Origin of the sequence: Pseudomonas mosselii (assembly GCF_019823065.1) — a bacterium.
Taxonomy (GTDB): domain Bacteria; phylum Pseudomonadota; class Gammaproteobacteria; order Pseudomonadales; family Pseudomonadaceae; genus Aquipseudomonas; species Aquipseudomonas mosselii.
Genome location: NZ_CP081966.1, coordinates 698,899 through 723,903 on the forward strand (window position 1 = coordinate 698,899; position 25,005 = coordinate 723,903).

General features: G+C 64.4%; 25 protein-coding genes. 9 read left to right on the forward strand and 16 right to left on the reverse strand.

The annotated features are described in order from the left end of the window. Window positions 1-9: 9 nt before the first annotated feature. From K5H97_RS03130 to K5H97_RS03140, 3 genes are all read right to left on the reverse strand, one after another. Window positions 10-1,098 (reverse strand): AGE family epimerase/isomerase, encoded by a 1,089-nt coding sequence (locus K5H97_RS03130; protein ID WP_028688238.1) that lies wholly within the window; start codon window positions 1,096-1,098, stop codon window positions 10-12. A 66-nt stretch (window positions 1,099-1,164) separates the two neighbouring features. Beyond that, the gene (locus K5H97_RS03135; protein ID WP_028688237.1) at window positions 1,165-1,797 is read right to left on the reverse strand and encodes a TetR family transcriptional regulator; all 633 of its coding nucleotides are present in this window, start codon (window positions 1,795-1,797) and stop codon (window positions 1,165-1,167) included. Window positions 1,798-1,919: 122 nt separating this feature from the next. After that, window positions 1,920-2,465, reverse strand: a complete 546-nt coding sequence (locus K5H97_RS03140) for a phage infection protein (RefSeq protein WP_222578001.1) — start codon at window positions 2,463-2,465, stop codon at window positions 1,920-1,922. 316 nt (window positions 2,466-2,781) lie between these two features. Between K5H97_RS03140 and K5H97_RS03145 the strand changes: the two genes are divergently transcribed. Beyond that, window positions 2,782-4,848 (forward strand): AsmA family protein, encoded by a 2,067-nt coding sequence (locus K5H97_RS03145; protein WP_028688235.1) that lies wholly within the window; start codon window positions 2,782-2,784, stop codon window positions 4,846-4,848. 120 nt (window positions 4,849-4,968) lie between these two features. Here the strand turns inward: K5H97_RS03145 and K5H97_RS03150 are convergent, their stop codons facing one another. Continuing rightward, window positions 4,969-5,496 carry a ferritin-like domain-containing protein gene (locus K5H97_RS03150; protein WP_036985638.1) on the reverse strand — a complete coding sequence of 176 codons (528 nt, stop codon included), beginning with the start codon at window positions 5,494-5,496 and terminating at the stop codon, window positions 4,969-4,971. 36 nt (window positions 5,497-5,532) lie between these two features. Further along, window positions 5,533-5,874: an osmotically-inducible lipoprotein OsmE gene (gene osmE / locus K5H97_RS03155; RefSeq protein WP_028688233.1), complete on the reverse strand. Its 342-nt coding sequence runs from the start codon at window positions 5,872-5,874 to the stop codon at window positions 5,533-5,535. Between the two features lie 124 nt (window positions 5,875-5,998). Between osmE and K5H97_RS03160 the strand changes: the two genes are divergently transcribed. Next, entirely contained in the window at window positions 5,999-6,889 is an 891-nt protein-coding gene (locus K5H97_RS03160; RefSeq protein WP_028688232.1) for a lipase family alpha/beta hydrolase, read from the forward strand. 35 nt (window positions 6,890-6,924) lie between these two features. Here K5H97_RS03160 and K5H97_RS03165 read toward each other — a convergent pair whose 3' ends face one another. Next, complete coding sequence (locus tag K5H97_RS03165; protein WP_028688231.1) at window positions 6,925-7,797, reverse strand: DMT family transporter; 873 nt, start codon at window positions 7,795-7,797, stop codon at window positions 6,925-6,927. 188 nt (window positions 7,798-7,985) lie between these two features. Between K5H97_RS03165 and K5H97_RS03170 the strand changes: the two genes are divergently transcribed. The 3 genes from K5H97_RS03170 to K5H97_RS03180 all read left to right on the forward strand — a co-directional run bounded on the left by K5H97_RS03170 (window position 7,986) and on the right by K5H97_RS03180 (window position 10,210). Further along, window positions 7,986-8,774 carry an AraC family transcriptional regulator gene (locus K5H97_RS03170; protein ID WP_028688230.1) on the forward strand — a complete coding sequence of 263 codons (789 nt, stop codon included), beginning with the start codon at window positions 7,986-7,988 and terminating at the stop codon, window positions 8,772-8,774. Between the two features lie 64 nt (window positions 8,775-8,838). Continuing rightward, window positions 8,839-9,132, forward strand: a complete 294-nt coding sequence (locus tag K5H97_RS03175) for a PsiF family protein (protein WP_028688229.1) — start codon at window positions 8,839-8,841, stop codon at window positions 9,130-9,132. Between the two features lie 70 nt (window positions 9,133-9,202). Beyond that, window positions 9,203-10,210: an AI-2E family transporter gene (locus K5H97_RS03180; protein ID WP_028688228.1), complete on the forward strand. Its 1,008-nt coding sequence runs from the start codon at window positions 9,203-9,205 to the stop codon at window positions 10,208-10,210. Window positions 10,211-10,246: 36 nt separating this feature from the next. Here K5H97_RS03180 and K5H97_RS03185 read toward each other — a convergent pair whose 3' ends face one another. Continuing rightward, entirely contained in the window at window positions 10,247-11,518 is a 1,272-nt protein-coding gene (locus K5H97_RS03185; protein WP_028688227.1) for an Hsp70 family protein, read from the reverse strand. Between the two features lie 163 nt (window positions 11,519-11,681). Here K5H97_RS03185 and cbpA point away from each other — a divergent pair, with 163 nt between their 5' ends. From cbpA to K5H97_RS03200, 3 genes are all read left to right on the forward strand, one after another. Then, window positions 11,682-12,641: a curved DNA-binding protein gene (gene cbpA, locus K5H97_RS03190; protein ID WP_028688226.1), complete on the forward strand. Its 960-nt coding sequence runs from the start codon at window positions 11,682-11,684 to the stop codon at window positions 12,639-12,641. Window positions 12,642-12,643: 2 nt separating this feature from the next. Beyond that, entirely contained in the window at window positions 12,644-12,949 is a 306-nt protein-coding gene (locus tag K5H97_RS03195; protein ID WP_028688225.1) for a chaperone modulator CbpM, read from the forward strand. Between the two features lie 134 nt (window positions 12,950-13,083). Then, window positions 13,084-14,331, forward strand: a complete 1,248-nt coding sequence (locus K5H97_RS03200; protein WP_060489951.1) for an IS256 family transposase — start codon at window positions 13,084-13,086, stop codon at window positions 14,329-14,331. 70 nt (window positions 14,332-14,401) lie between these two features. Here the strand turns inward: K5H97_RS03200 and K5H97_RS03205 are convergent, their stop codons facing one another. From K5H97_RS03205 to urtA, 7 genes are all read right to left on the reverse strand, one after another. After that, the gene (locus K5H97_RS03205; RefSeq protein WP_028691304.1) at window positions 14,402-14,944 is read right to left on the reverse strand and encodes a GNAT family N-acetyltransferase; all 543 of its coding nucleotides are present in this window, start codon (window positions 14,942-14,944) and stop codon (window positions 14,402-14,404) included. Between the two features lie 5 nt (window positions 14,945-14,949). Then, entirely contained in the window at window positions 14,950-15,474 is a 525-nt protein-coding gene (locus tag K5H97_RS03210) for a GNAT family N-acetyltransferase (protein WP_028691303.1), read from the reverse strand. Between the two features lie 31 nt (window positions 15,475-15,505). Continuing rightward, the gene (gene urtE / locus K5H97_RS03215; protein ID WP_028691302.1) at window positions 15,506-16,204 is read right to left on the reverse strand and encodes an urea ABC transporter ATP-binding subunit UrtE; all 699 of its coding nucleotides are present in this window, start codon (window positions 16,202-16,204) and stop codon (window positions 15,506-15,508) included. 37 nt (window positions 16,205-16,241) lie between these two features. Continuing rightward, window positions 16,242-17,099, reverse strand: coding sequence for an urea ABC transporter ATP-binding protein UrtD (urtD, locus tag K5H97_RS03220; protein WP_028691301.1), 858 nt, complete (start codon window positions 17,097-17,099; stop codon window positions 16,242-16,244). Next, entirely contained in the window at window positions 17,096-18,175 is a 1,080-nt protein-coding gene (urtC, locus tag K5H97_RS03225) for an urea ABC transporter permease subunit UrtC (RefSeq protein ID WP_028691300.1), read from the reverse strand. The genes urtD and urtC overlap by 4 nt, the downstream gene beginning before the upstream one ends. Continuing rightward, a complete protein-coding gene (urtB, locus tag K5H97_RS03230; protein ID WP_028691299.1) occupies window positions 18,175-19,662 on the reverse strand; it encodes an urea ABC transporter permease subunit UrtB in 1,488 nt (495 codons plus the stop codon). Before urtB ends, urtC begins: the two co-directional genes overlap by 1 nt. 138 nt (window positions 19,663-19,800) lie before the next feature. Next, window positions 19,801-21,066, reverse strand: a complete 1,266-nt coding sequence (urtA, locus tag K5H97_RS03235) for an urea ABC transporter substrate-binding protein (RefSeq protein WP_028691298.1) — start codon at window positions 21,064-21,066, stop codon at window positions 19,801-19,803. Between the two features lie 515 nt (window positions 21,067-21,581). Here urtA and K5H97_RS03240 point away from each other — a divergent pair. Then, on the forward strand, window positions 21,582-21,881 hold the full coding sequence (locus K5H97_RS03240) for a hypothetical protein (RefSeq protein WP_028691297.1): 300 nt from the start codon (window positions 21,582-21,584) through the stop codon (window positions 21,879-21,881). Window positions 21,882-21,967: 86 nt separating this feature from the next. Here the strand turns inward: K5H97_RS03240 and cycA are convergent, their stop codons facing one another. Both cycA and K5H97_RS03250 read right to left on the reverse strand, forming a co-directional pair. Then, entirely contained in the window at window positions 21,968-23,383 is a 1,416-nt protein-coding gene (cycA, locus tag K5H97_RS03245; RefSeq protein WP_028691296.1) for a D-serine/D-alanine/glycine transporter, read from the reverse strand. Between the two features lie 231 nt (window positions 23,384-23,614). Further along, window positions 23,615-24,979, reverse strand: coding sequence for a PepSY-associated TM helix domain-containing protein (locus K5H97_RS03250; protein WP_028691295.1), 1,365 nt, complete (start codon window positions 24,977-24,979; stop codon window positions 23,615-23,617). Window positions 24,980-25,005: the final 26 nt, after the last annotated feature.

Consider the following 25,005-nt stretch of genomic DNA (forward strand, 5'->3'; position numbering starts at 1 on the left):
GCGATTGTGTCAGATCAGGCGCTGCAAGCCTTCCAGGCAGGTCGCCAGGTGATACGGCGTAGTCGATGGCATGTCGTGGCGGCTGACCGCGCCATTACCATCACGGCACTCATGCCAGCCACCGTCATGCAGGAATCGCGACTCCAGCGCCTGTAGCTGCGCCAGCAACCTCGCCTCGCTTCCTGGCCGCAAGGCCAGCGCCCGCAGGTACTCGGCCTGGGCCCAGATCCGTTGGGTCGCATCGATGACCTTGCCGTCCACATCGAGCATCGCCAGCACCGCCGTATCTTTCACACCGTACTGCTCGGCGTAGTCGAAGGCGCGGGTGATGGAAGCGTGCAGCGCTGTCCCGCGCAGCAGCGGCGAGGTGTCCAGCAAGTAGAACCATTCGAACTGGTGCCCCGGCTCGAACCAGTTATCCACAGACCCGCGTGGTTTTTCCAGCATCAGGCCGTGGCGCTGTTCGATGAATTGCACCTGCAGCGCGTCGCACAACTGCAGCAGCGACTGGCGAACCTCGTCGTCCTCGCGCACGGCCAGTACCTGAAGGAAAGCCTCGGCCAGGTGCATCTGCGGGTTCTGCAGCGAGCCGCTGCCCAGGTCCGACCAGTCCTCAGCGAGGCTGGCCTCGTACAGGCCATCGTCACGGGCGAACTGCTCGGCAACGACTTCGAGGGCACCGTTGAGCGTGGCTTCCACCAGGCCTTCTCCGACCTTGCCCCAGTAATGGGCACAGGCGAACACGATGAAGGCGTGGGTGTAGAGGTCCTTGCGTCGGTCCAACGGCTTGCCCTGCGCGTCGATGCTGTAGAACCAGCCGCCGTGCTCGGCGTCGTGGAAGTGCTTCTGCAGCGAACGGAACAGCGCGGCGGCGCGTTCGGCGGCGCCCGGTTGACCGATGCGGCTGCTGAACAGGTACAGCTGGCGGGCGCAGGCCATGGCCCGGTAGCGTTGCACCGGCAGTGGCCGGTGCTGGGTGTCCAGGGCTTCGTACGGCAGGGCCATGTCGGCGTTCCAGCCAGGGCCCTGCCACAGCGGCACGATGCGCTCGGCGAAGTGCTGTTGGAAACGGGTCAATGCGGGGCGGGGGTCGGACATGGTCGCGCTCGTGACGGTCGGGCAGGGCGCCATGGTAGCAGATGTAACAAGTGCTTCGTGGGCGCGTCAGCCGGGATTGCCCAGCCCCTGCCAGTGCCGCGCGCCCACGAAGATGAAGCGCAGTTGCTGGGTGATCTTCTCCTGGGGCGTCAGCGCCTGTGGATGACCCGACTCAGGGCTGTCGATCAGTTCCGGCAGGGTGGCGAACACGGTCTTGACCACCAGGTCGGCCATCACCGCCAAGGCGGCGCCGTCCAGATGCTGCCAACGCGGCATGCGTGCCAGGTCCGTGGCCAGGTCGTTGCTGATGTCCTGGCGCAGGCGGGCGATGGCCTGGCGCACTGGCTGCGAGCCGCCGTATTGCTCGCGGGCGAGGAACAGGAACTGCGCCCGGTGGGCGACGACCACGTCGAGGAAGATGCGCACCGAGGCGTCGGTGATGCCGCCCAGCTCGAATTCGTTGTGGCGTACCAGGCGGATGGTCTGGCGGAAAGTGGTGTCCACCTCGGCAACCAGGGCCAGGCCCAGCGCATCCATGTCGGGGAAGTGGCGGTAGAAGCCGGTGGGCACGATGCCCGCGGCCTTGGCCACCTCGCGCAGGCTGATGCTGCCGAAGCCACGGCCGCTCTCCATGAGCAGGCAGGCGGCATCCAGCAGGGCCTGGCGGGTCTGTAGCTTCTGTTCGGCGCGCGGCAGCATGGGGCAGGATTCTATGACGGTACGGCTGGGCATTCTGGATAAAAAAACAAAGCCCGGTCAATGGACCGGGCTTGGAGGGTAGCAGGCGCAGTGGGGCGGGTTGTTGTTCTCGGCCATGGCGATCAGCTCACACGGCTGAGTTCGACCAGACGATCCGAGCCACCTTCGGCGATACGGTTGTTACGTTCGTTGAGGCGATCGGCGCCACCCTCGGCGACACGGTCATTGCGTTGGATCAGACGATCCGAGCCACCCTCGGCAACCCGGTCATTGCGTTGAATCAAGCGATCGGAGCCACCTTCGGCAACCCGGTCATTGCGTTGAATCAAGCGATCGGAGCCACCTTCGGCAACCCGGTCATTGCGTTGAATCAAGCGATCGGAGCCACCTTCGGCAACGCGGTCATTGCGTTGGATCAAGCGATCGGAGCCACCTTCGGCGACGCGGTTGTTACGTTCGAGCAGACGCTCGGAGCCGCCTTCGGCCACACGGCCTGCGCGCTCCTGCAGGCGCTCGGCGCCACCTTCTGCCAAGGTGTTCAGCGGTTGGCTGACGGTGGCGGCGCTGGAGCGCGATTCGGCGCTCAGGTGCTGGTCTTCGGCTGGCAGGGCGAAGGCGTTGGCGGCAAGTACGGACAGGGTCAGGCTCAGCAGCAGATGGCGTTTCATGGTTCGGTGCTCCTCGGGGGGCTGGAAAGTGGGTACGAAGCCAATGCTACGCCTGGTAACTCCAGAGAAAAGTTCATCAGGATAATGGTAACAATCGACAGGATTGATACTGTGCGTGGAGGGCTCTGGATCAGTGTTTTCAGGTGTTTATCAAACACTGAGGCACGTTTGATCCCCGGTAACACTGCCGCTGTCCGTGGACGAAAAGCTGAGAAAGGCGTCAGGAAAATCCTGGTTATCATGGCGCACGGATTAAACCCGGCGGTTTTTCATCAGTCCGACATAATGAGTGCCATGCAGTCAGGAGAACCATGCAATGACGCGCCCTGCCAGAATCCTCATCTGGACCTTCGCCACCCTTGCCACCCTGCTGGCGATCCTGGTGGTGGTGATCGCCACCTTTGACTGGAACCGCGTCAAGCCGCTGCTCAACGAGAAAGTCTCCGAAGCGCTGCAGCGGCCCTTCGCGATCAACGGCAACCTCGCCGTGCACTGGCGCACCGAACCCGAGGAAGGCGGCTGGCGGGCCTTCGTGCCCTGGCCGCACTTCAGCGCCGAGGACCTCACCCTGGGCAACCCCGACTGGCTCAAGGCGCCGCGCATGGTCGCCCTCGAGCGTGTGGACTTTCGCCTGGCGCCCTTGCCGCTGATCGTCCAGCGCATCAGTATCCCGCGCATCGACCTGGTCAAGCCCAGCGCCAGCCTTACCCGGCTGGCCGATGGCCGGGCCAACTGGGTGTTCGATTTCGGGCCCAAGGATGAGAACGAGGCACCGTCAAAGTGGGAGCTGGACATCGGCGCCATCGGCTTCGACCAGGGCAACGTCAGCTTCGACGACCAGACGCTGAAGACCAGCATGAAGGTGCAGGTCGATCCGCTGGGCAAGCCGATCCCGTTCAGCGACATCGTCGGCAAGGCCCGCGCCGAGAAGGCCGGCAATGCCCAGGACTATGCCTTCGGCTTCAAGGCCCAGGGCCGCTACAAGGGCCTGGCGGTGGCCGGCACCGGCAAGATCGGCGGCCTGCTGGCGCTGCAGGACGCCAGCCAGCCGTTTCCGCTGCAGGCCGATGTGCGTATCGGCGATACCCAGGTCGCGCTGGCCGGGACCCTGACCGATCCACGCAACCTCGGCGCCCTCGACCTGCGCCTGAAGCTTTCCGGCAACAGCCTGGGCAACCTCTACCCGCTGACCGGCGTGACCTTGCCCGATACGCCGCCGTACGCCACCGATGGTCATCTGACCGCCAACTTGCACGCCGCCGGCGGCGCGCAGTTCCGTTACGAGGGCTTCAACGGCAAGATCGGCGACAGCGACATTCACGGCGACCTGGTCTTTGTCGCCAGCCAGCCCCGGCCGAAGCTCTCCGGCAACCTGGTCTCCAACCAACTGCTGTTCAAGGACCTGGCGCCACTGATCGGCGCCGATTCCAACAGCGAGCAGAAGGCCCGCGGCGGTGCCAGCAAGCAGCCGGCCGGCAAGGTGCTGCCGGTCGAAGAATTCCGCACCGAGCGCTGGCGGGCCATGGACGCCGATGTGACCTTCGCCGGCAAGCGCATCGTGCACAGCGAGACGCTGCCGTTCAACGACCTGTCCGCCCATGTGATCCTCGAGGACGGCCTGCTGCGTCTGGAGCCGCTGCGCTTCGGCGTGGCCGGCGGCAACCTCGATTCCAACATCCGCCTGGACGGGCGCAGCGCGCCGTTGCAGGGTCGTGCACGGCTGACCGCGCGTGGCTTCAAGCTCAAGCAGCTGTTCCCCAGCTTCGCGCCGATGCAGACCAGCTTCGGCGAACTCAACGGCGATGCCGACATCAGTGGCCGGGGCAACTCGGTGGCCGCGCTGCTGGGCACTTCCAACGGGGATCTACGCCTGCTGATCAACGATGGCGCAATCAGCCGCAGCCTGATGGAGATCGCTGGGCTGAACGTGGGCAACTACGTGATCGGCAAGTTGTTTGGCGACGAAGATGTGAAGATCAATTGTGCCGCAGCGGATGTCGGGATCAAGGATGGCCTGGCCACCAGCCGCTTGTTCGTTTTCGATACCGAGAACGCGATCATCTACATCAACGGTACGGCCAACTTCGCCAGCGAGCAGTTGGACCTGAAGATCACCCCGGAGTCCAAGGGCCTGCGTCTGTTCTCGCTGCGTTCGCCATTGTATGTGCGCGGACCGTTCGCCAAGCCGAGTGCCGGCGTGCAGGCGGTGCCGCTGGCGCTGCGTGGCGCGGGAATGGTGGCGCTTGGCGTGGTGGCCGGGCCGGCGGCGGGGCTGCTGGCGCTGATCGCGCCGAGCAGCGGGGATGAACCCAACCAGTGCACGCCGTTGTTGCAGCAGATGCGCGCTGGCAAGGCGCCGGCGGCGGTGAAGGGCAAGAAATAGGGCCGCTTTGCGGCCCTTTCGCGACGCAAGGCCGCTCCCATAGGCAAAGCGTCGATCTTGAGTCATATGCTTGACCTGTGGGAGCGGCTTTGCGAAAGGGGCGCACAGCGCCCCCAGGTATCACAGCCCCTGCAACAGGTCCGACATATCGTCCGCGTGCTCTTCCTCCTGGGCCAGGATGTCCTCGAAGATGCGCCGGGTGGTCGGGTCCTTGTCGCCGATGTACTGGATGATCTCGCGGTAGCTGTCGATGGCGATGCGCTCGGCCACCAGGTCCTCCAGCACCATCTCCTTCAACGAATTGCCTGCCACGTACTGCGCGTGAGAGTTCTTGGTCAGGTTGTCCGGATTGAAGTCCGGCTCGCCGCCCAGCTGCACGATGCGTTCGGCCAGCTTGTCGGCGTGCTCGGCTTCCTGGTTGGCATGCTCGAGGAACTCCGCGGCGGCAACGCTGGCCTTGATGCCGCTGGCCATGAAGTAGTGACGCTTGTAGCGCAGGACGCAGACCAGCTCGGTGGCCAGCGACTCGTTGAGCAGGCGCAGGATCTTTTCACGATCGGCGTGGTAACCCTCGGTCACCGCGCCTTGCTCGACATGCTGGCGGGCACGTTCGCGCAGGGTCTTCACATCGGTCAGTTCAACGCTCATGTTCATCTCCGAAAGCATCAGGGTAGTCATGGTGTGTCATGCGCCGTGTACGGCGTCGCTGTCTTGTTGGCGTTGCTTGCAGGTCTTGAAGCCTTTGGCGTCGACATGGCCGGTGGCGTCGAAACGCACGTAGTAGGGCTGCTGGTGGCCATCACGGTTGAGGATGTAGTCATTGCAGGTGCCGCCGTGGGGCAGGTCGATGACGTTGGACGGGCTGCCGCCGATGGCAATGACCTTTTGCATGGTCATGCCGTGCTCAACCTGCTTGACCAGCGGTTCGTCGCGGTAGGTGACGTAGTCCACCGGGTTTTCCGGGCGGCTGCCGCAGGCGGCTAGGGTGGCGCTTGCCAGAAGGATGGCCAGGGTTCGCTTGTACATGGTCCCGCTCCTTGCTCAGGGTCTGTTCTGCTTGGAACCGCGCGGCGCGCCGGGAGTTCGATTGCACTTGTCGCCGGTCGCGCTGTAGGGTGGACCGGTCTGTTCACGGATGAGGGCAAGGGGGATGAGTCAGGAGCTGGCCACGCGTTATCCACTGGTGCTGGTGCCGGGCATGCTCGGGTTCGTGCGGGCGCTGGTGTATCCCTACTGGTTCGGCATCGTGCCGGCATTGCGCCGGGGCGGCGCGCAGGTATTCCCGGTGCAGGTGTCGCCGCTGCATTCCAGCGAAGTGCGGGGTGAGCAGCTGCTCGGCATCATCGAGGACATCTGTCAGCGCACGGGGGCCGACAAGGTCAACCTGATCGGTCACAGCCAGGGCGCCCTCAGTGCCCGCTATGCGGCGGCGAAGCGGCCTGACCGGGTGGCTTCGGTGACGTCGGTGGCCGGCCCCAACCATGGCTCGGAGCTGGCCGACCATCTCGAACGCACGGCACCTGGTGACTCTGTGCGGGGGCGCCTCCTCAAGGCCGTGCTGCATGGCTTCGCTGTGCTGTTGGGTTGGCTGGAGACCGGATGGCGCCGCGATCCGCTGCCGATCGACGTGCACGCCTCCCATCAGTCGCTGACCAGTGCCGGGGTGGCGCTGTTCAACCAGGCTTATCCACAGGGGCTGCCCGAGGTCTGGGGCGGCGAAGGGCCGGCTGAGGTGAACGGTGTTCGCTACTACTCCTGGTCCGGCACCCTGCAGCCAGGGCGCACCGACCAAGGCTTGAACCGGTTTGACGGCAGCAACCGATTTTGCCGGCTGTTCGCCCGCAGTTTCGTCCGAGAGAAGGGGCAGTGCGATGGCATGGTCGGGCGCTTCAGCTCGCACTTGGGTCTGGTGATCGGGGACGACTATCCGCTCGATCACCTGGATATCGTCAATCAGTCGCTGGGCGCGGTGGGCAAGGGTGCCGAGCCGGTGCGGTTGTTCACCGAGCATGCCGCACGGCTCAAGGCTGCGGGGCTGTGAGAAGCCTGGGGCTGCTTTGCAGCCCTTCCCGAGTGCTAACGCCGTACCGGAGTGGTCCAACGCTCGGCCAGCAGCACGCCAACCAGCGTCAGCACACCGCCAACCAAGTGATAACTGGCCAACTGCTCATCCAGCACTACCGCCGCGATCACCGCCGTGACCACCGGCAGCAGGTTGAAGAACAGCGTGGTCCGGCTTGGCCCCAGACGGTGCACCGCCTGCATCCACACCCGTGGCGCGACCATCGAGGCCAGCAGGCCGGCATACAGCACCAGGCCAATGTTGTGGCCGTTCAACCCGGTCTTGGGTGACAGCAGGAACAGCGGCAGCAACACCAGGATCGCCACCAGCACCTGCAGGTACAGCAACTGCAACGGCGGCAGGCGCAGCTGCCATTTTTTCAACAGGAAGCTGTACAGCGCATAGGCGAAAGTGGCCACCAGCATCATCAGGTCGCCGGCGTTCAACCCCTGGTGCAGCAGCACGCCGGGTTGCCCGGCCGAGACCACCTCCAGTACGCCGAAGAACGACACCAGCGCGCCCAGCAGCGCGCCATAGGTCAGGCGCTGACCGAGCCAGGCAATGGACAGGGCCAGCGACATCAGCGGCATCAACGAGAGGATGATGCCCATGTTGGTGGCGCTGGTGATGGCGGCGGCGAAGTAGGCCAGGCTCTGGTAGATGGCCATGCCCAGCACGCCCAGCACGAAGATCTTGCCCAGGTGCGGGCGGATGGCCGTGCGGTTGCGCCAGAGCTGTGGCAGCAGGAAAGGGGTGAACAGCAGGCCGGCCAGCAGCCAGCGGTAGAAGCCGATCTCGGCGGGGAAGATGGCCCCGGCGGACATCTTGGTGACCACGGTGTTGCCGGCCCAGATGAGGATGGCGATGAGGGGGAAGAGGTAGTTCATGATGATTCTCGAGTTGCGGTTGACCCGTGGGAGCGGGCTTGCCCCGCGATTGCGCCAGGCCAGGAAATGATGTTGGCCGGGCGGGTGCAATCGCGGGGCAAGCCCGCTCCCACGTGGCGGCCATTATCGCTTGTCTGTCCAAATGCCTATACTTCCATCCAGACAACCCGTCCCGCGAAGCAGACAGCATGACCCGCAAGTTCCTCGACATCCCCCGGTTCGACCGGCTCCCCGCACCGGTCTACTTCCGCTACGACGAATTCGGCGCCGACACCCACAGCCCGCCGCACCGTCACCCCTGGGGCCAGCTCAACTATGCCTCCCATGGCCTGATGCACCTGGACGTCGAGGGCCAGCGCTTCATCTCGCCCCCGCACTACGCTGTCTGGGTGCCGCCGGAGACGGAGCATGGCTGCTACAACCCCCAGGCCATCATCTATCGTTCGGTCTATCTGGAGCGCAGCTTGTGCGCTGAACTGCCGGCGCAGCCCTGCAGCCTGGTGATCAGCGACATCCTCAAGGCGATCCTTGGCGACTTCGCCCGCCGCGACCTGCACATCGCCCAGGACGAGCGCGACCAGCGCCTGGTCCAGGTACTGATCGACCAACTGCGCCTGGCGCCGACGCAGACCTGTTATTTGCCGTTCGCCCGCAGCGACAGCCTGCGCCAGGTGCTCAAGGCGTTGCACGCGGGGCCTGGCGACAACCGGCCGCTCGCCCATTGGGCCGGGCAGGTGCATGTCAGCGAGCGTACCCTGGCCCGGCAGTTTCTGCGGGAGCTGGGGATGAGCTTCGGCGAATGGCGCTTGCGACTGCGCTTTCTGCGGGCTATCGAGGCGCTCGAGGCGGGCACGCCGATCCAGGCCATCGCCTTCGACCTCGGCTATAGCAGCGCTTCGGCCTTCATCGCCATGTTCCAGCGCCAGGCCAATTGCACCCCGGAGCAGTACCGGCGGCGGGCACGGACAGAGATGTAAGAATTCTTGTCTACACTCAGCTGCGACGAGCGCGCATCCGGCGCGCAGGCAAGGAGACCACTCCATGAAGCTGCTGCACGTACCCCTGCTGCTGGTGGGCCTGTTGATCGCGGGCCAAGGGTTCGCCGCCACCGCGCAACAGGAAAAGATGAAGACCTGCAACGCCGACGCCACCGCCAAGGCGCTCAAGGGCGATGAACGCAAGGCGTTCATGAGCACCTGCCTGAAAAAGGCCGAGCCGGCCAAAGCCGCCACCCAGCAGGAGAAGATGAAGACCTGCAACGCCGACGCCACTACCAAGGCGCTCAAGGGCGATGAGCGCAAGACCTTCATGAGTGACTGCCTGAAGAAGAAATGACCTGCGCCTATGCCTCTGCCGTGAAGGCTGGCAGACTGCGGGACTTTCCGCTGTCTGCCGTTGAGGCTGTATGACTTTCACTCCCCGCCAGGTCACCCTGGCCAGCTGGATCATCGTCATGGCGGGCCTGTTGCTGGCGCTGCCGATGAAGCTGCTGCCGAGCCTGCTGGCCGGCCTGCTGGTCTACGAGCTGGTCAACATGCTCACCCCGCGCCTGCAACCGCTGATCGCCGGGCAGCGCGCACGCTGGTTGGCGGTGGCGCTGCTCGGCACCCTGGTGGTGAGCACGCTGACGTTGCTGATCGCCGGCGCCTTCAGTTTCCTGCTGCACGAGGCCGAGAACCCCGGCGCCTCGCTGGACAAGTTCATGGGCCTGGTCGAGCGCGCGCGGGGCCAGCTGCCGCCGTTCATCGAAGCCTACCTGCCGGCCAGCGCCGCCGAGTTCAAGGTGGCCATCGGCGACTGGATCAAGAGCCACCTCAGCGACCTGCAACTGGTGGGCAAGGGCATGGCGCACATGTTCGTGACCCTGCTGATCGGCATGATCCTCGGCGCCATCGTCGCCCTGCAGCGCATCCCCGACATCTCCCGGCGCAAGCCCCTGGCGGCGGCGCTGTTCGAGCGCCTGAGCCTGCTGGTGCAGGCGTTTCGCAACATCGTCTTCGCGCAGATCAAGATCTCGCTGCTCAACACCTTCTTTACCGGCATCTTCCTGGCCGTGGTGCTACCACTGTTCGGCGTGCACCTGCCGTTGACCAAGACGCTGATCGTGCTGACCTTCCTGCTCGGGCTGCTGCCGGTGATCGGCAACCTGATGTCCAACACCCTGATCACCATCGTCGGCTTGTCGCTGTCGATCTGGGTGGCGATGGCGGCGCTGGGGTATCTGATTGTTATCCACAAGGTCGAGTACTTCCTCAACGCGCGGATCGTTGGCGGGCAGATCAGTGCCAAGGCCTGGGAGCTGTTGCTGGCGATGCTGGTGTTCGAGGCGGCATTCGGCTTGCCGGGGGTGGTGGCGGGGCCGATCTATTACGCTTACCTGAAGAGTGAGTTGAAGCGGGCGGAGTTGGTCTGAAGGATTGCCGGGGCCGCCACGCGGCCCCGGGATGGCTCAGGCGGCGCCGTAACGCTTGCGTGCCTCGATCGCCAGCCCACTGCCAATGCTGCCGAAGATATTGCCTTCCACATGCCGCGCATTGGGCAGCATCGCCGCCACGCTGTTGCGCAGCGCCGGAATCCCGCTGGAACCACCGGTGAAGAACACCGTGTCCACCTGCACCTCGCTCACGCCGGCCTTGGCCAGCAGCTCGGTCACGCTGCCGCGCACCCGCTCCAGCAACCCGCCGATGGCGTCTTCGAACAGCGCCCGGGTCAGCTCGGCCGACAGTTCAGGCTCGATCCGGCCGAAGTCGATGCGACGGCTGTCGCGCTCGGTCAGTTCGATCTTGCTGGCTTCCACTTCCATCGCCAGCCAGTGCCCGGCGCGCTGCTCGATCAGGTTGAACAGGCGGTCGATGCCTAGCGTGTCCTCGATGTCATAGCGCATGCTGCCCAGGGCCAGTTGCGACTTCTGCGAGTACAGGGCGTTGATGGTGTGCCAGGTGGCCAGGTTGAGGTGGTAGCTGGTGGGCATCAGCGCGCCGCTCTTCATCCGGCTGCCGTAGCCGAACAGCGGCATCACGCCCTGTAGGCTCAGCTGCTTGTCGAAGTCGGTACCGCCGATGTGCACGCCGCCGGTGGCGAGAATATCGCTCTGGCGCTCGGCCACCAGGTGACGCTCGGGCGACAGGCGGATCAGGGTAAAGTCCGAGGTACCACCGCCGATATCGACAATCAGGACCAGCTCTTCACGGCTAATGCCCGACTCGTAGTCGAACGCCGCGGCGATCGGTTCGTACTGGAACGACACGTCCTTGAAGCCGATCTTGCGCGCCACCTCCGCCAGGGTGTCCTCGGCCTCCTGGTCGGCGGCCGGGTCTTCGTCGACGAAGAACACCGGGCGGCCCAGCACCACTTGGTCGAATTCGCGGCCGGCATCGGCTTCGGCACGCTTTTTCAGTTCGCCGATGAACATGCCCAGCAGGTCCTTGAACGGCAGGGCGCTGCCCAGCACGCTGGTGTCGTGCTTGATCAGCTTGGAGCCCAGCAGGCTCTTGAGCGAGCGCATCAGGCGGCCTTCGTAGCCCTCCAGGTACTCGTGCAGGGCCAGGCGGCCGTACACCGGGCGACGCTCCTCGATGTTGAAGAAGACCACCGACGGCAGGGTGATCTTGCCGTCTTCCAGGGCGATCAGCGATTCGACGCCCGGGCGGTGCCAGCCGACCGTGGAGTTGGAGGTGCCGAAGTCGATGCCGAGGGCACGGGCCGGGGATACGTCAGACATGAAGGAGAGCTTCCGGAGGCAAAACGGCCGCGCAGTTTATGCCAGTCTGCGACTAAATCAAGACCGGTCGTCTGCGATAGCGCAACCCCGAATGAACCTTGAAAGGCTATGCTTGACCCCAATCTTCAATAGCAATACGTACATTCACATCGGTGATCCATAGATGGACTTCAAAGACTATTACAAGATACTCGGCGTCGAGGCGAGCGCGGACGAGAAGGCGATCAAGGCCGCGTACCGCAAGCTCGCGCGCAAGTATCACCCCGACGTCAGCAAGGAGCGTGACGCCGAGGACAAGTTCAAGGAGGCCAACGAGGCCTACGAAGTGCTTGGCGACAAGGACAAGCGCGCCGAGTACGACGAAATCCGCAAGTACGGCGGCCAGCATGGCCGGCCGTTCCAGGCGCCGCCTGGCTGGGAGTCCCGCGGCGGTGGTGGCGGTGGCTTCGAGGGTGGCGATTTTTCCGATTTCTTCAGCTCGATCTTCGGCGCCCGGGGCGGCAACCCCTTTGGTGGCGGCGGTGGCCGGCAGCAACGCAGTGCCGGCAGGCGAGGGCAGGACGTGGAACTGGAACTGGCGGTCTTCCTCGAAGAGACCCTGAACAAGGAATCCAAGCAGATCAGCTTCCAGGTGCCGCAGACCAACGGCGCCGGGCAGCGTACCGGGTTCACCACGAAAACGCTGAACGTGAAGATCCCCGCCGGGGTGACCGACGGCGAGCGTATCCGCCTCAAGGGCCAGGGCGCACCCGGCGTGGGCGGTGGCGCCAACGGCGACCTGTTCCTGACCATCCGCATGGCTCCGCACCCGCTGTTCGATGTCGAAGGCCATGACCTGATCATCACCGTGCCGCTGGCACCGTGGGAAGCGGCGCTCGGCGCCAAGGTGGCCGTGCCGACCCTGACCGGCAAGATCAACCTGACCATCCGCCCGGACAGCCAGAGCGGCCAGCGCCTGCGGGTCAAGGGCATGGGCCTGTTGAACAAGCAGGGCGAGCGCGGCGACCTGTACGCCCAGCTCAAGGTGGTCATGCCCGCCCAGTCCGACGCTGCCGCGCGCGAACTGTGGACCCAGCTCTCCGAGAAAGCCGCGTTCAATCCGAGGACTCAATGGAGTAAGTGATCATGAGCAGCACCCTGATCGTTCAACTGGACATGCGTACCCTGTGCCAGGAGGCCAATGTATCGGCCGACTGGGTGATCGAGATCGTCGAGCACGGCATTGTCGAACCGTCAGGGCGAACGCCCGAGGAGTGGGTGTTCGATGACCGCGCGCCGGTGACGCTGAAGCGCGCGGTGAAGCTGCATCAGGAGCTGGAGCTGGAGTGGGAAGGGGTGGCGCTGGCGTTGGAGTTGCTGGAGGAAGTGCAGCAGTTGCGTAGCGAGAACAGCATGTTGAAGCAGCGGTTGGGCAGGTTTACCCAGATATAAGAGTAAAAGCATCGCGGGGCAAGCCCGCTCCCACGCCAGGCATCGAGGTGCTTCGTGGGAGCGGACTTGCCCCGCGATTGCAGAGGGTGTCAGAAATTTTGTGTTCGGGCATAACATGAGTAAGAGGTGCATGTATGCCAACCAAAAAGAAACCCTTGCGTGACCTGCCCAAAATCCCCAAAGAGCTGCTGGAGCAGTTCGGTGAGGGCCTGATGACCGCAGAGGCTATCGAGGATGCCTCTGCGGCGTTCAAGAAGGCCTTGATCGAACGCGCTCTGCACGCCGAACTTGGCCACCACCTGGGTTATCCGCCGGGCGCGCAGCGCCCAGAGGATGAAACCAACCAGCGTAACGGCAAGAGTGGCAAGACGGTTTTGACCGGCGATGGCCCGCTGCGGCTGGAAATTCCTCGTGACCGAGACGGCAGTTTTGCGCCCATTCTCATCCCCAAGCATGAGCGGCGGTACACCGGTTTCGATGACAAGATCATCGCCATGTACGCCCGTGGCATGACGGTCAGAGAGATCCGAGCCTTTCTGTCCGAGCAGTATGGAACAGAGGTCTCACCCGACTTCATCAGCTCTGTGACAGACGAGGTCATGGAAGAAATTGGCGCGTGGCAGCAGCGGCCACTGGAGCCCATGTACCCGGTCATTTTCTTCGATGCACTGCGGGTGAAGATCCGCGAAGAAGGCTTGGTGCGCAACAAGGCCATTTACTTGGCGCTGGGCGTTCTACCCGACGGGACGCGCGATATCTTGGGCATCTGGATCGAGAACACCGAGGGTGCGAAGTTCTGGATGAAGGTCTTTAACGATCTCAAGACACGTGGTGTCGAGGATGTGCTGATTGCCGTGACCGATGGCCTCAAAGGCATGCCAGAGGCTCTCAGCGCCGTGTTTCCAGAGACGACGCTGCAGACGTGCATCGTGCACCTGATCCGCAACAGCCTGGACTTTGCAGCCTGGGACAAGCGGCGGGCACTGGCCAAGGCGCTCAAGCCGATCTACCAGGCCATCAACGCCGAAGCGGCTGAGCAGGCACTCGATGAGTTTGAAAACGGGCCCTGGGGCAAGCAGTATCCAACGGTCGTTGCGGCCTGGAGACGCGCCTGGGATCGAGTGATTCCCTTCTTTGTCTTCCCACCAGCCATCCGGAAAGTGATCTACACCACCAACGCCATCGAGAGTATCAATGCCCAGCTGCGCAAGATCATCAAGACCCGAGGCCATTTCCCGAACGATGACGCAGCTACCAAGCTGATCTGGCTGGGGCTGCGAAACATCACGGCGAACTGGGGCTCAGCGGCGCATGATTGGAAAAGTGCGATGAATCAATTCGCGATTTTGTACGGAGATCGGTTCATCAGGCCGACCTGGTGAAAGTCAGGGCCTGCCTGACGGCAGGCCGTTACCGGCCCGCACACAAAAAATCTGACACTTCCCGATTGCATCAACGCCGTTCTGAAGCCGGCGCCAGGACCTTGAAATACAACGCTGTTGCCCGGTACACCCCTTCCGGTCCGCAGGCATAATCCGGAATCTCCCCCGCCTTGCTGTACCCCTGCGCCCGATAAAACGCCTCGGCCCCAGACCCCGCCTCGGTATCGAGAAACAGCATCCCCCGCCCGATCCGCCGCGTCTCGGCCTCCAGGGCCCCCATCAACTGCTGCCCCAGCCCACGCCGCCGAGCATCGCTGTGCACCAGCAACTTCTGCACCTCGGCCCGGTTCAGCCCATTGGGCTTCAGGCACAACCCCAACTGCACGCTGCCCAGCACTTCCTGCCCCTGGGCAATGACCCAGAGCAGTTGCTCGCCACCGGCCATTTTTGCCTTCACCTCATCGAAGTAGGCCTTGGCCTGCTGCTCGTCGATATCGGCCAGAAACCCCACCGACGCGCCCTGGCGCACCGCATTCAGCAAAAGGGCCACCAGCCCGTCGCGGTAGTACGCCAGGCCTTCGTGGGTGACGCGGTGCAGCTGGGCGGTGTTCATTGGCTTCAGGTCCTTGAAGGGGGAAGGGTGTTGTCATCCAGGTAAAGCTGCATGAAGGTCAGGTCCAGCCAGCGCCCGAACTTCACCCCCACCTGCGGCATCTGCCCGGTGATGCTGAAGCCCAGGCGTTCGTGCAGGCGGATCGATGCGGCGTTGCCGCTCTCGATGGCGGCGACCATCACATGTTTGTCGCAGTGGCGCGCGCGCTCGATCAGCGCGTCCATCAACACCGGGCCCAGGCCCTTGCCGCGTTGGTCGCCACGCACGTACACCGAATGCTCGACGGTGTGGCGAAAGCCCTCGAACGGCCGCCAGTCGCCAAATGAGGCATAGCCCAGCACGCCGCTGTCGTCCACCGCCACCAGGATCGGATAGCCCTGCTGCGCACGGGCCTCGAACCAGGCCTGGCGGTTGCCCAGGTCCACGGGGGTTTCGTTCCAGATCGCCGTGGTGTTGGCCACGGCGTCGTTGTAGATGTCGAGGATGCCCGGCATGTCGTCGATCAGGGCGTCGCGGATCTGGTAACTCATGACAGCGTCTCGCAAGGGAAGTGGCTGCAGATTAAATGGTAACCAGGCCGCGCACACCTTCGGCCTGCATGTTTTCACCCCGGCCGCGCTGGACGATCTCACCGCGGGCCATGACCAGGTATTGGTCGGCCAGCTCCTCGGCGAAGTCGTAGAACTGCTCCACCAGCAGGATGGCCATGTCGCCCCGGTCGGCGAGCGTACGAATCACCGCGCCGATTTCCTTGATCACCGACGGCTGGATGCCTTCGGTGGGCTCGTCGAGGATCAGCAGGCGCGGGCGGCTGGCCAGGGCGCGGCCGATGGCCAGCTGTTGCTGCTGGCCACCGGAGAGGTCGCCGCCACGGCGTTGCTTCATCTGCTCCAGCACCGGGAACAGTTCGTAGATGAAGGCTGGCACTTCCCGGGCCTCGCGGGCGGGGAACCGCGACAGGCCCATCAGCAGGTTTTCCTCGACGGTCAGGCGCGGGAAGATTTCGCGGCCCTGCGGCACGTAGCCGATGCCGGCCTGGACCCGTTGCTGGGGCTTGAGCGTGGTAATGGGTTTGCCTTCCCATTCCACGCGGCCCTCGCGGGCCGGCAGCAGGCCCATCAGGCAGCGCAGCAGGGTGGTCTTGCCCACGCCGTTGCGGCCCAGCAGGCAGGTGACCTCGCCGACCTTGGCCTCGAAGGACAGACCGCGCAGGATGTGGCTGCCGCCGTAGTATTGGTGCAGGGTGTCGATTTTCAGCATGTTCTGCCCTTGAGTCGTTCAATTCGTGGGAGCGGGCCTATCTACCGAGATACACCTCGACCACCCGCTCATCCTCCTGCACCTGCGCCAGCGACCCTTCCGCCAGCACACTCCCCTGGTGCAGCACCGTCACATGGTCGGCAATGCTGCCGACGAAGCCCATGTCATGTTCCACCACCATCAGCGAATGCCTGCCCGCCAAGGAGCGGAACAGCTCGGCGGTGAACGCGGTCTCGGCATCGGTCATCCCCGCCACCGGCTCGTCGAGCAGCAGCAACCTCGGCTCCTGCACCAGCAGCATGCCGATCTCCAGGAACTGCTTCTGTCCATGGGACAACAGCCCCGCCTGGCGCTGGGCCAGGGGCAGCAGGCGCAGGGTGGTCAGCACCTCCTCGATGCGCTGGCGCTGCTCGCCGGACAACCGCGCCACCAGGCTTGCCCACACCGACTTGTCGGCCTTGAGCGCCAGCTCCAGGTTCTCGAACACCGTCAGCGCCTCGAACACCGTGGGCTTCTGGAATTTGCGGCCGATGCCGGCCTGGGCGATCTGGCATTCGCTCATGCGGGTCAGGTCGAGGGTGTCGCCGAAAAACGCGGTCCCCGTGTCGGGCCGAGTCTTGCCGGTGATCACGTCCATCATCGTGGTCTTGCCGGCGCCGTTGGGGCCGATGATGCAGCGCAACTCACCGACGCCGATGTACAGGTTCAGGTCGTTGAGCGCCTTGAAGCCGTCGAAACTGACGCTGATGCCCTCCAGGCTCAGCACCGTGCCGTGGCGGGTGTCGAGCCCAGTCTCGCGGCGCCGACCGAGGCCGATCGCCTCGCGACCGCTGCCGATCTGGTCGAAGATCGGCTCCAGCATGAATTCCGGATGCACCGGGGGCACGCTTCTCATGGCTGGCTCCTTTTCTTCACAAGGCCGACCACGCCCTTGGGCAGGTACAGGGTGACGAGGATGAACAGCGCGCCGAGGAAGAACAGCCAGAACTCGGGGAACGCCACGGTGAACCAGCTCTTCATGCCATTGACCAGGCCGGCGCCGAGCAGAGGCCCGATCAACGTGCCGCGCCCGCCCAGGGCCACCCACACGGCGGCCTCGATGGAGTTGGTCGGCGACATCTCGCTGGGGTTGATGATGCCCACCTGCGGCACGTACAGCGCCCCGGCCAGGCCGCACAGCACGGCGCTGAGCACCCATACCAGCAGCTTGAAGCCACGCGGGTCGTAGCCGCAGAACATCAGGCGGTTCTCGGCGTCACGCACGGCAGTGAGCAGGCGCCCGAACTTGCTCTGGGTCAGGCGCCAGCACAGGAACAGGCTGCCCAGCAGCAGGCCGACCGTGAGCAGGAACAGCACGGCCCGAGTGCCCTGGGCGGCGATGTCGAAACCGACGATGGTGCGGAAGCTGGTGAAGCCGTTGTTGCCGCCAAAGCCTGTCTCGTTGCGGAAGAACAGCAGCATCCCGGCGAAGGTCAGGGCCTGGGTCATGATCGAGAAATACACGCCCTTGATCCGCGAGCGGAAGGCGAAGAAGCCGAACACCAGCGCCAGCAGCCCCGGCGCCAGCACCACCAGGCACAGCGCCCAGGCGAAATGCTGGGTGCCGGCCCAGTACCAGGGCAGCTCGCTCCACGACAGGAAGGTCATGAACCCCGGCAGGCCGTCGCCGGCCGCCTGGCGCATCAGGTACATGCCCATGGCGTAGCCGCCCAGGGCGAAGAACAGGCCATGGCCGAGCGACAGCAACCCGGCATAGCCCCAGACCAGGTCCAGGGCCAGGGCGACGATGGCGTAGCAGAGGACCTTGCCGACCAGGGTCAGGGTGTAGGCCGAGACCTGCAAGGCGTGCCCGTCGGGCAGCAGCGACAGCAGCGGCAGGGCCAGCAGCACCAGGACGACAACGGCGCCGACGGCCATTGAAACCCGGGTGCCGGTCTTGCGCGTGGCAGTGACAATCAATGGCTGGTTCATCAGTCGATTACCCGTCCCTTGAGGGCGAACAGGCCTTGCGGGCGCTTCTGGATGAACAGAATGATCAGCGCAAGGATGAGGATCTTGCCCAGCACCGCACCGATCTGCGGCTCCAGCAGTTTGTTGGCGATGCCCAGTCCGAAGGCCGCCCACAGGCTGCCGGCCAGTTGGCCGACACCGCCGAGCACCACCACCAGGAACGAGTCGATGATGTAGCTCTGGCCCAGGTCCGGCCCCACGTTGCCGACCTGGCTCAAGGCCACGCCGCCGAGCCCGGCGATGCCGGAGCCGAGGCCGAAGGCGAGCATGTCGACGCGCCCGGTGGACACCCCGCAGCAGGCGGCCATGTTGCGGTTCTGGGTGACCGCGCGCACGTTCAGGCCCAGCCGCGTGCGGTTGAGCAGCAGCCAGGTAAGCAGCACCACCGCCAGGGCGAAGCCGATGATCACCAGGCGGTTGTACGGCAGCACCAGGTTGGGCAGCACCTGGATGCCGCCGGACAGCCAGGCCGGGTTGCTCACCTCGACGTTCTGCGCGCCGAAGATCAAGCGCACGGCCTGGATCAGGATCAGACTGATGCCCCAAGTGGCCAGCAGGGTTTCCAACGGCCGGCCATACAAGTGACGGATCACTGTGCGCTCCAGCGCCATGCCGACCCCCGCGCTGACGGCGAAGGCCACCGGCAAGGCGATCAACGGATAGAACTCGATGGCGCCGGGGGCATAGCGTTGCAGCAGCACCTGGACCATGTAGGTGCTGTAGGCGCCGAGCATCAGCATCTCGCCGTGGGCCATGTTGATCACCCCGAGCAGGCCGAAGGTGATCGCCAGACCCAGCGCCGCCAGCAGTAGGATCGAACCCAGCGACAAGCCGCTGAAGGCCTGGCCGAGCAATTCACCGACCAGCAGCTTGCGCTGTACCTGGGCCAGGCTGGTTTCGGCGGCGGTGCGCACGGCGGCGTCGGTTTCGGCGTCGGGTTGTAGTAGCGCTTCAAGGCGGGTGCGGGCCAGTGGGTCGCCGGTTTCGCCGAGCAGGCGCACGGCGGCCAGGCGTACCGCGGGCTCGCTGGCGCCCAGTTGCAGGTTGGCCAGGGCCAGGCCGAGGGCCGCGTGCACGGCGGCGTCGGGTTCGCTGGCGAAGCGGCGGTCGAGGAAGGCCATTTGCGCCGGTTGTGCGGTTTTTTGCAGTTGTTGGGCGGCGGCCAGGCGGATGCTGGCTTGGTCGCTGAATAGCCGATGGCTGGCCAGGGCGTTGTCGATCAGGCCGCGCAGGCGGTTGTTCAGGCGCAGCTTGCGGGTGTCGTTTTCGGCGATGCGGCCTTGGCGCAGGTTGTCCAGCAGCGGCAGGCGGGCGGCATCGGGTTGCGCGGCCCAGGTTTCGAGCAGGCGCGCCTGGTCGGCGGGCTTGGCGCTGAGGAAGAACTCGCCTTCGCTGGCGTGGCTGGCCAGGGGCAGTAACAACAAGAGGGTGAGCAGGAATCTGAGCATTAGTTATTCCTGTGTAGTCAGGGTAAGGCGAGGGCTTCGCCCTCGATCGCGACACAAGGCCGCTCCCACATTGGAACGCGATCTACCTGTGGGAGCGGCCTTGTGTCGCGAAAGGGCCGCAAAGCGGCCCCTGGTCACTCAATTACCTTTCACCGCATAATCCGGCCGCTTGTCATTCCCCGGAATGAACGGGCTCCAAGGCTGCGCCCGCAGCGGCTCCTCGGTCTGCCACACCACGCTGAACTGTCCGTCATCCTGGATCTCGCCGATCATCACCGGCTTGTGCAGGTGGTGGTTGGTCTTGTCCATGGTCAGGGTGAAGCCCGACGGCGCCTTGAAGCTCTGCCCGGCCAGTGCCTCACGCACTTTGTCCACATCGGTGGACTTGGCTTTTTCCACCGCTTGCGCCCACATGTGGATACCTACGTAGGTGGCCTCCATAGGGTCGTTGGTCACCGCCTTGTCGGCCCCCGGCAGGCCCTTGGCCTTGGCGTAGGCCTTCCAGTCGGCGACGAACTTCTGGTTCACCGGGTTATCCACGGACTCGAAGTAGTTCCACGCCGCCAGGTGCCCCACCAGCGGCTTGGTGTCGATGCCACGCAGCTCCTCTTCACCCACCGAGAAGGCCACCACCGGTACATCGGTGGCCTTCAGCCCCTGGTTGGCCAGCTCCTTGTAGAACGGCACGTTGGAGTCGCCATTGACCGTGGAGATGACCGCCGTCTTGCCGCCGGCGGAGAACTTCTTGATGTTGGCGACGATGGTCTGGTAATCGCTGTGGCCGAACGGCGTGTAGACCTCTTCGATGTCCTTGTCGGCCACGCCCTTGCTGTGCAGGAAGGCGCGCAGGATCTTGTTGGTGGTGCGCGGGTAGACGTAGTCGGTGCCCAGCAGGAAGAAGCGCTTGGCGCCGCCACCGTCCTCGCTCATCAGGTATTCCACGGCCGGGATTGCCTGCTGGTTAGGCGCGGCGCCGGTGTAGAACACGTTCGGCGACATCTCTTCACCCTCGTACTGCACCGGGTAGAACAGCAGCCCGTTGAGCTCCTCGAACACCGGCAGCACCGACTTGCGCGACACCGAGGTCCAGCAGCCGAACACCACCGCCACCTTGTCCTGGGTCAGCAGCTGGCGGCTCTTCTCGGCGAACAGCGGCCAGTTGGACGCCGGGTCCACCACCACCGCCTCGAGCTGCTTGCCGTTGACCCCGCCCTTGGCGTTGATCTCGTCGATGGTCATTAGCGCCATGTCCTTGAGCGAGGTCTCGGAAATCGCCATGGTCCCCGACAGCGAATGCAGGATGCCGACCTTGATGGTCTCGGCGGCCTGGATGCTCCAGCTCAGGCCCATCGCGGCGATCGATGCGCTGAGGGTAAAGGCCTTGATCAGACTGCGTCGCTTCATGTGCTCACTCCGATGTGATGGTGGGTGTTGGCCTAGTCGGAGAGTGCAAAGGCTGTGCCGAGCGATGGAAGGTGCTTGGTAGAGCGGTTGTGCGACGAATCGGGGCGCGAGGAGGAGCCAGGATGGTGCTTGCAGGTTGGGCTTGCACAGGATTGGGTCGGGGGCGATGAACACTTTTGACACATAAGCGGTACTTGAGTACCGTGCCGCACCGCAGTAGTTTCTGCGGTTCGGGATTGGCGTCCCGCTGTCAGAACCGGGCACATCGCACCTGCGATAGCGTGTCCTGCATGGTTGCACCCGTTATGGGCGGAGCCGTGTGTGGGAGCCTTCGGGCTCACCGGACCTTCTGACCGGCAACGCCAACCCGCACGGCTCCGTCCACCCATATTGGCGTATGGGCACGGAGATACACTTCAGAAGGCTGCAAGGAGTCGCACCATGCTCAAGAAGATCGTTCCAGATCCACCGTTCGTATTTGTCGAGATCGCCACCTTTCATCGAGAGGTGCAGCCATGAACCAGGAATCGCTGGTCAACCTCACCCCGCGCAAATCACGTCCCGTCACCGCTTGTTCCCACTTTGGCACCTGCAATCACGCCCATGATCCGATTCTCTCGGTACGTGCTGGCGTTGATAGCGAGGATGCGCTGGTGTGCGCCGTGGCGGCGTTGAAGGCGGCGTATGAGACCAATGCTGCCGCGTTGGAGAAGGCGGGGGAGCCGTTGCGCAGTTTGCTGACGGCGACGGAGAACTCGCTGGAGAAAGGCCTGGCGCTGGCCGAAGCCGTGCTTGAAGGGTTGGAGCAAGGCTAGCGGGCCTCATCGCGGGGCAAGCCCGCTCCCACGCCGACCTCACACGGCAGGCGTGGGAGCGGGCTTGCCCCGCGATGGGTTCAGGATCAGTTGTTCGACGCCCCACGCACGGCGGTACGCGGCTGACGCCTGCTGCGCACGAACTGATAGGTCACCGCCAGAATCACGAACCAGATCGGCGTCACCACCAGCGCCGAGCGCGTATCCGCCTCCAGGCTCAACAGCACCAGAATGCCGGCAAAGAACACCAGGCACACGTAGCACATGAAACGCCCGCCGGGCATCTTGTAGGTGGACTGCTCATGCAGCGCCGCGCGCTGTTTGCGGTAGCTCAGGTACGACAGCAGGATCAGCGTCCACACGAACATGAACAGCACCGCCGACACCGTCGTCACCAGGGTGAAAGCTTCGATCACATTGGGTACCAGGTAGATCAGCACCGCGCCCAGCAGCAGGCAGGTGCAGGAGAAGTACAGGCCGTTGGCCGGCACCGCGCGGCGCGAGAGTTTCTCGAACGCCTTGGGCGCATCGCCCTCCTGGGCCAGGCCGAACAGCATGCGGCTGGTGGAGAACACGCCGCTGTTGGCCGACGAGGCCGCAGAAGTCAGCACCACGAAGTTGATGATGCTCGCCGCCGCCGGCAGGCCGGCCAGCACGAACAGCTCGACGAACGGGCTCTTGCCCGGCACCACGTCGCGCCATGGGGTGACGGCCATGATGGCGATCAGCGCCAGCACGTAGAACACGATGATGCGGACCGGGATCGAGTTGATCGCCCGCGGCAGGGTGCGCTCGGGGTTCTTCGCTTCGGCGGCTGTGGTGCCCACCAGTTCGATACCGACGAAGGCGAACACGGCGATCTGGAAGCCGGCGAAGAAACCGAGCAGGCCGTTGGGGAACATGCCGCCGTCATTCCACAGGTTGGCCAGGGTGGCGGTATGGCCGCTCGGCGACTGGAAGCCGGTGATAACCATGTACAGGCCGGTGGCGACCAGGCCCATGATGGCGATGATCTTGATCAGGGCGAACCAGAATTCCATTTCGCCGAACATCTTCACCGTCACCAGGTTCAGCGACAGCAACAAGGCCACGCAGCTCAGCGCCGGTATCCACTGCGGAAGGTCCGGGAACCAGAATTGTGTGTAGGCGGCGATCGCCACCACGTCGGCGATGCCGGTGACCACCCAGCAGAACCAGTAGGTCCAGCCGGTGAAGTAGCCGGCCCAGGGGCCGAGCAGGTCGGCGGAGAAATCGATGAACGACTTGTAGTTGAGGTTCGACAGCAGCAGCTCGCCCATGGCGCGCATGACGAAGAACAGCATGAAGCCGATGATCATGTAGACGAAGATGATCGACGGGCCGGCCAGGCTGATGGTCTTGCCCGAGCCCATGAACAGGCCGGTGCCGATGGCGCCGCCAATGGCGATGAGCTGGATGTGACGGTTGGTCAGGTTGCGTTGCAGGTGCTGCTCTTCGGAGGGTGTCTGGGAGGTCCGGGTCATAGGCTGCATTCCATTGAGGGTCAGTCTTTTTGTGAGCGAAAGCCGCGTAGGCTATCACGTCGCGTTCCAATCGCGGGTGTGGCAGATCGGCACGATCTTGGCGGTACAGCGCGGTGCTCGACATGACGGGAATCAATGGTTGTTGGTGCCGGCCTCATCGCGGGGCAAGCCCGCTTCCACGCTGATCTCACAGGGCAGGCGTGGGAGCGGGCTTGCCCCGCGATTGCGATATCAGGCCCTGACCATGATCTGGCGTCTCACCACCAGGCTATCCACCCCCCACATCACCACCATCGAAATCCCCACCAGCGGGAAGGCGACGCCCAGCACCACCATCACCCCCACTGCCGTCTTCCAGCGCGGCAGGTCATGACGCAGCGGCGGCACGCCCAATCCACCCGTGGGCTTGCGCTTCCACCACATCACCAGCCCGCTCACCGAGCCCAGCAGGATCATCAGGCACACCAGCAGGATGACGATTTGGTTCAGCGGCCCGAACATCTTGCCTTCGTGCAGCATCACCCCAAGCTCGGTGGCGCGTGCCACCGGGCTGTAGTCCTGCCAGCGCACATCGGCCAGCACCTTCCCGGTGTACTGGTCCACATGCAGGGTGGCGTCGTTGCGCGGATCGTCAGCGAATACCGCAATGGTGAACACCCCGTCAGCACTGCTTGGCAGGGTGATGCTGTAGCCCGGCTCGACCTCGCGCAGATTGGCGATGTTCTCGACCTGCTGCAGGCTCACCTGCGGCGCCGCCGGGGCGTGATCCATCATGTGATGCCCGGCATGCTCGGCATGGGCGCCGGACACTGGCATCGGCGTGTTCTCCATCGCCCACGGCACGGTCTGGCGGTGGGCGCTGTTGAGGTCGCGGGCTTCTTTGTCGGACTTGGGCACGTCGTTCCACATGGCCGACGGGAAGCGGTTCCACAGGTCGGCATACTGTTTGCCCCACAGCCCGGTCCAGGTCATGCCGCTGAGCAGCATCAACAGCAGCAGGGCCGAGCCCCAGAAACCGGTGACGGCATGCAGGTCGCGCCACAGCAAGCGGCCGCGCGCGCTGAAACGTGGCCACAGCACGCCCGCGCTGCTGCGCCCGCGTGGCCACCAGAGATAGAGCCCGGACACCACCAGGACAATGCCCCAGCCCGCCGCCAGTTCCACCAGCCGGTCACCGACCGTGCCGACCATCAGTTCGCCATGCAAGGCGCGTGCGATGGCCTGCAGGTTCTGTTTGCCATCCTGGTCGCCCAGTACCTTGCCGCTGTACGGGTCGACGAAGACATTCAGCTCGCGCCCGCCGTCATGCACCACGAACTGTGCGCTGCGCTCGGCGCTCACCGGCGGCAGATACTGTCCCACCTGGCCTTGTGGATAAGCCTGGCGCACGTTGGCCAGCAGCGTGTCGGCGCCCTGTCGGTGATGGCCGGCCTCGACCACCATCAGCTCGCGGTACATCAACGGATCGAGTTGCGGCTTGAACAGGTAGATGATCCCGGTAAGCGCCAGCAGGACCATGAATGGCGCCACGAACAGCCCGGCATAGAAATGCCAGCGCCACGCAAGGTTGTAGAAGGAAACGTTTGGTTTGCTCATTAGAGCCTCCCGTAGACCTTAAGTGG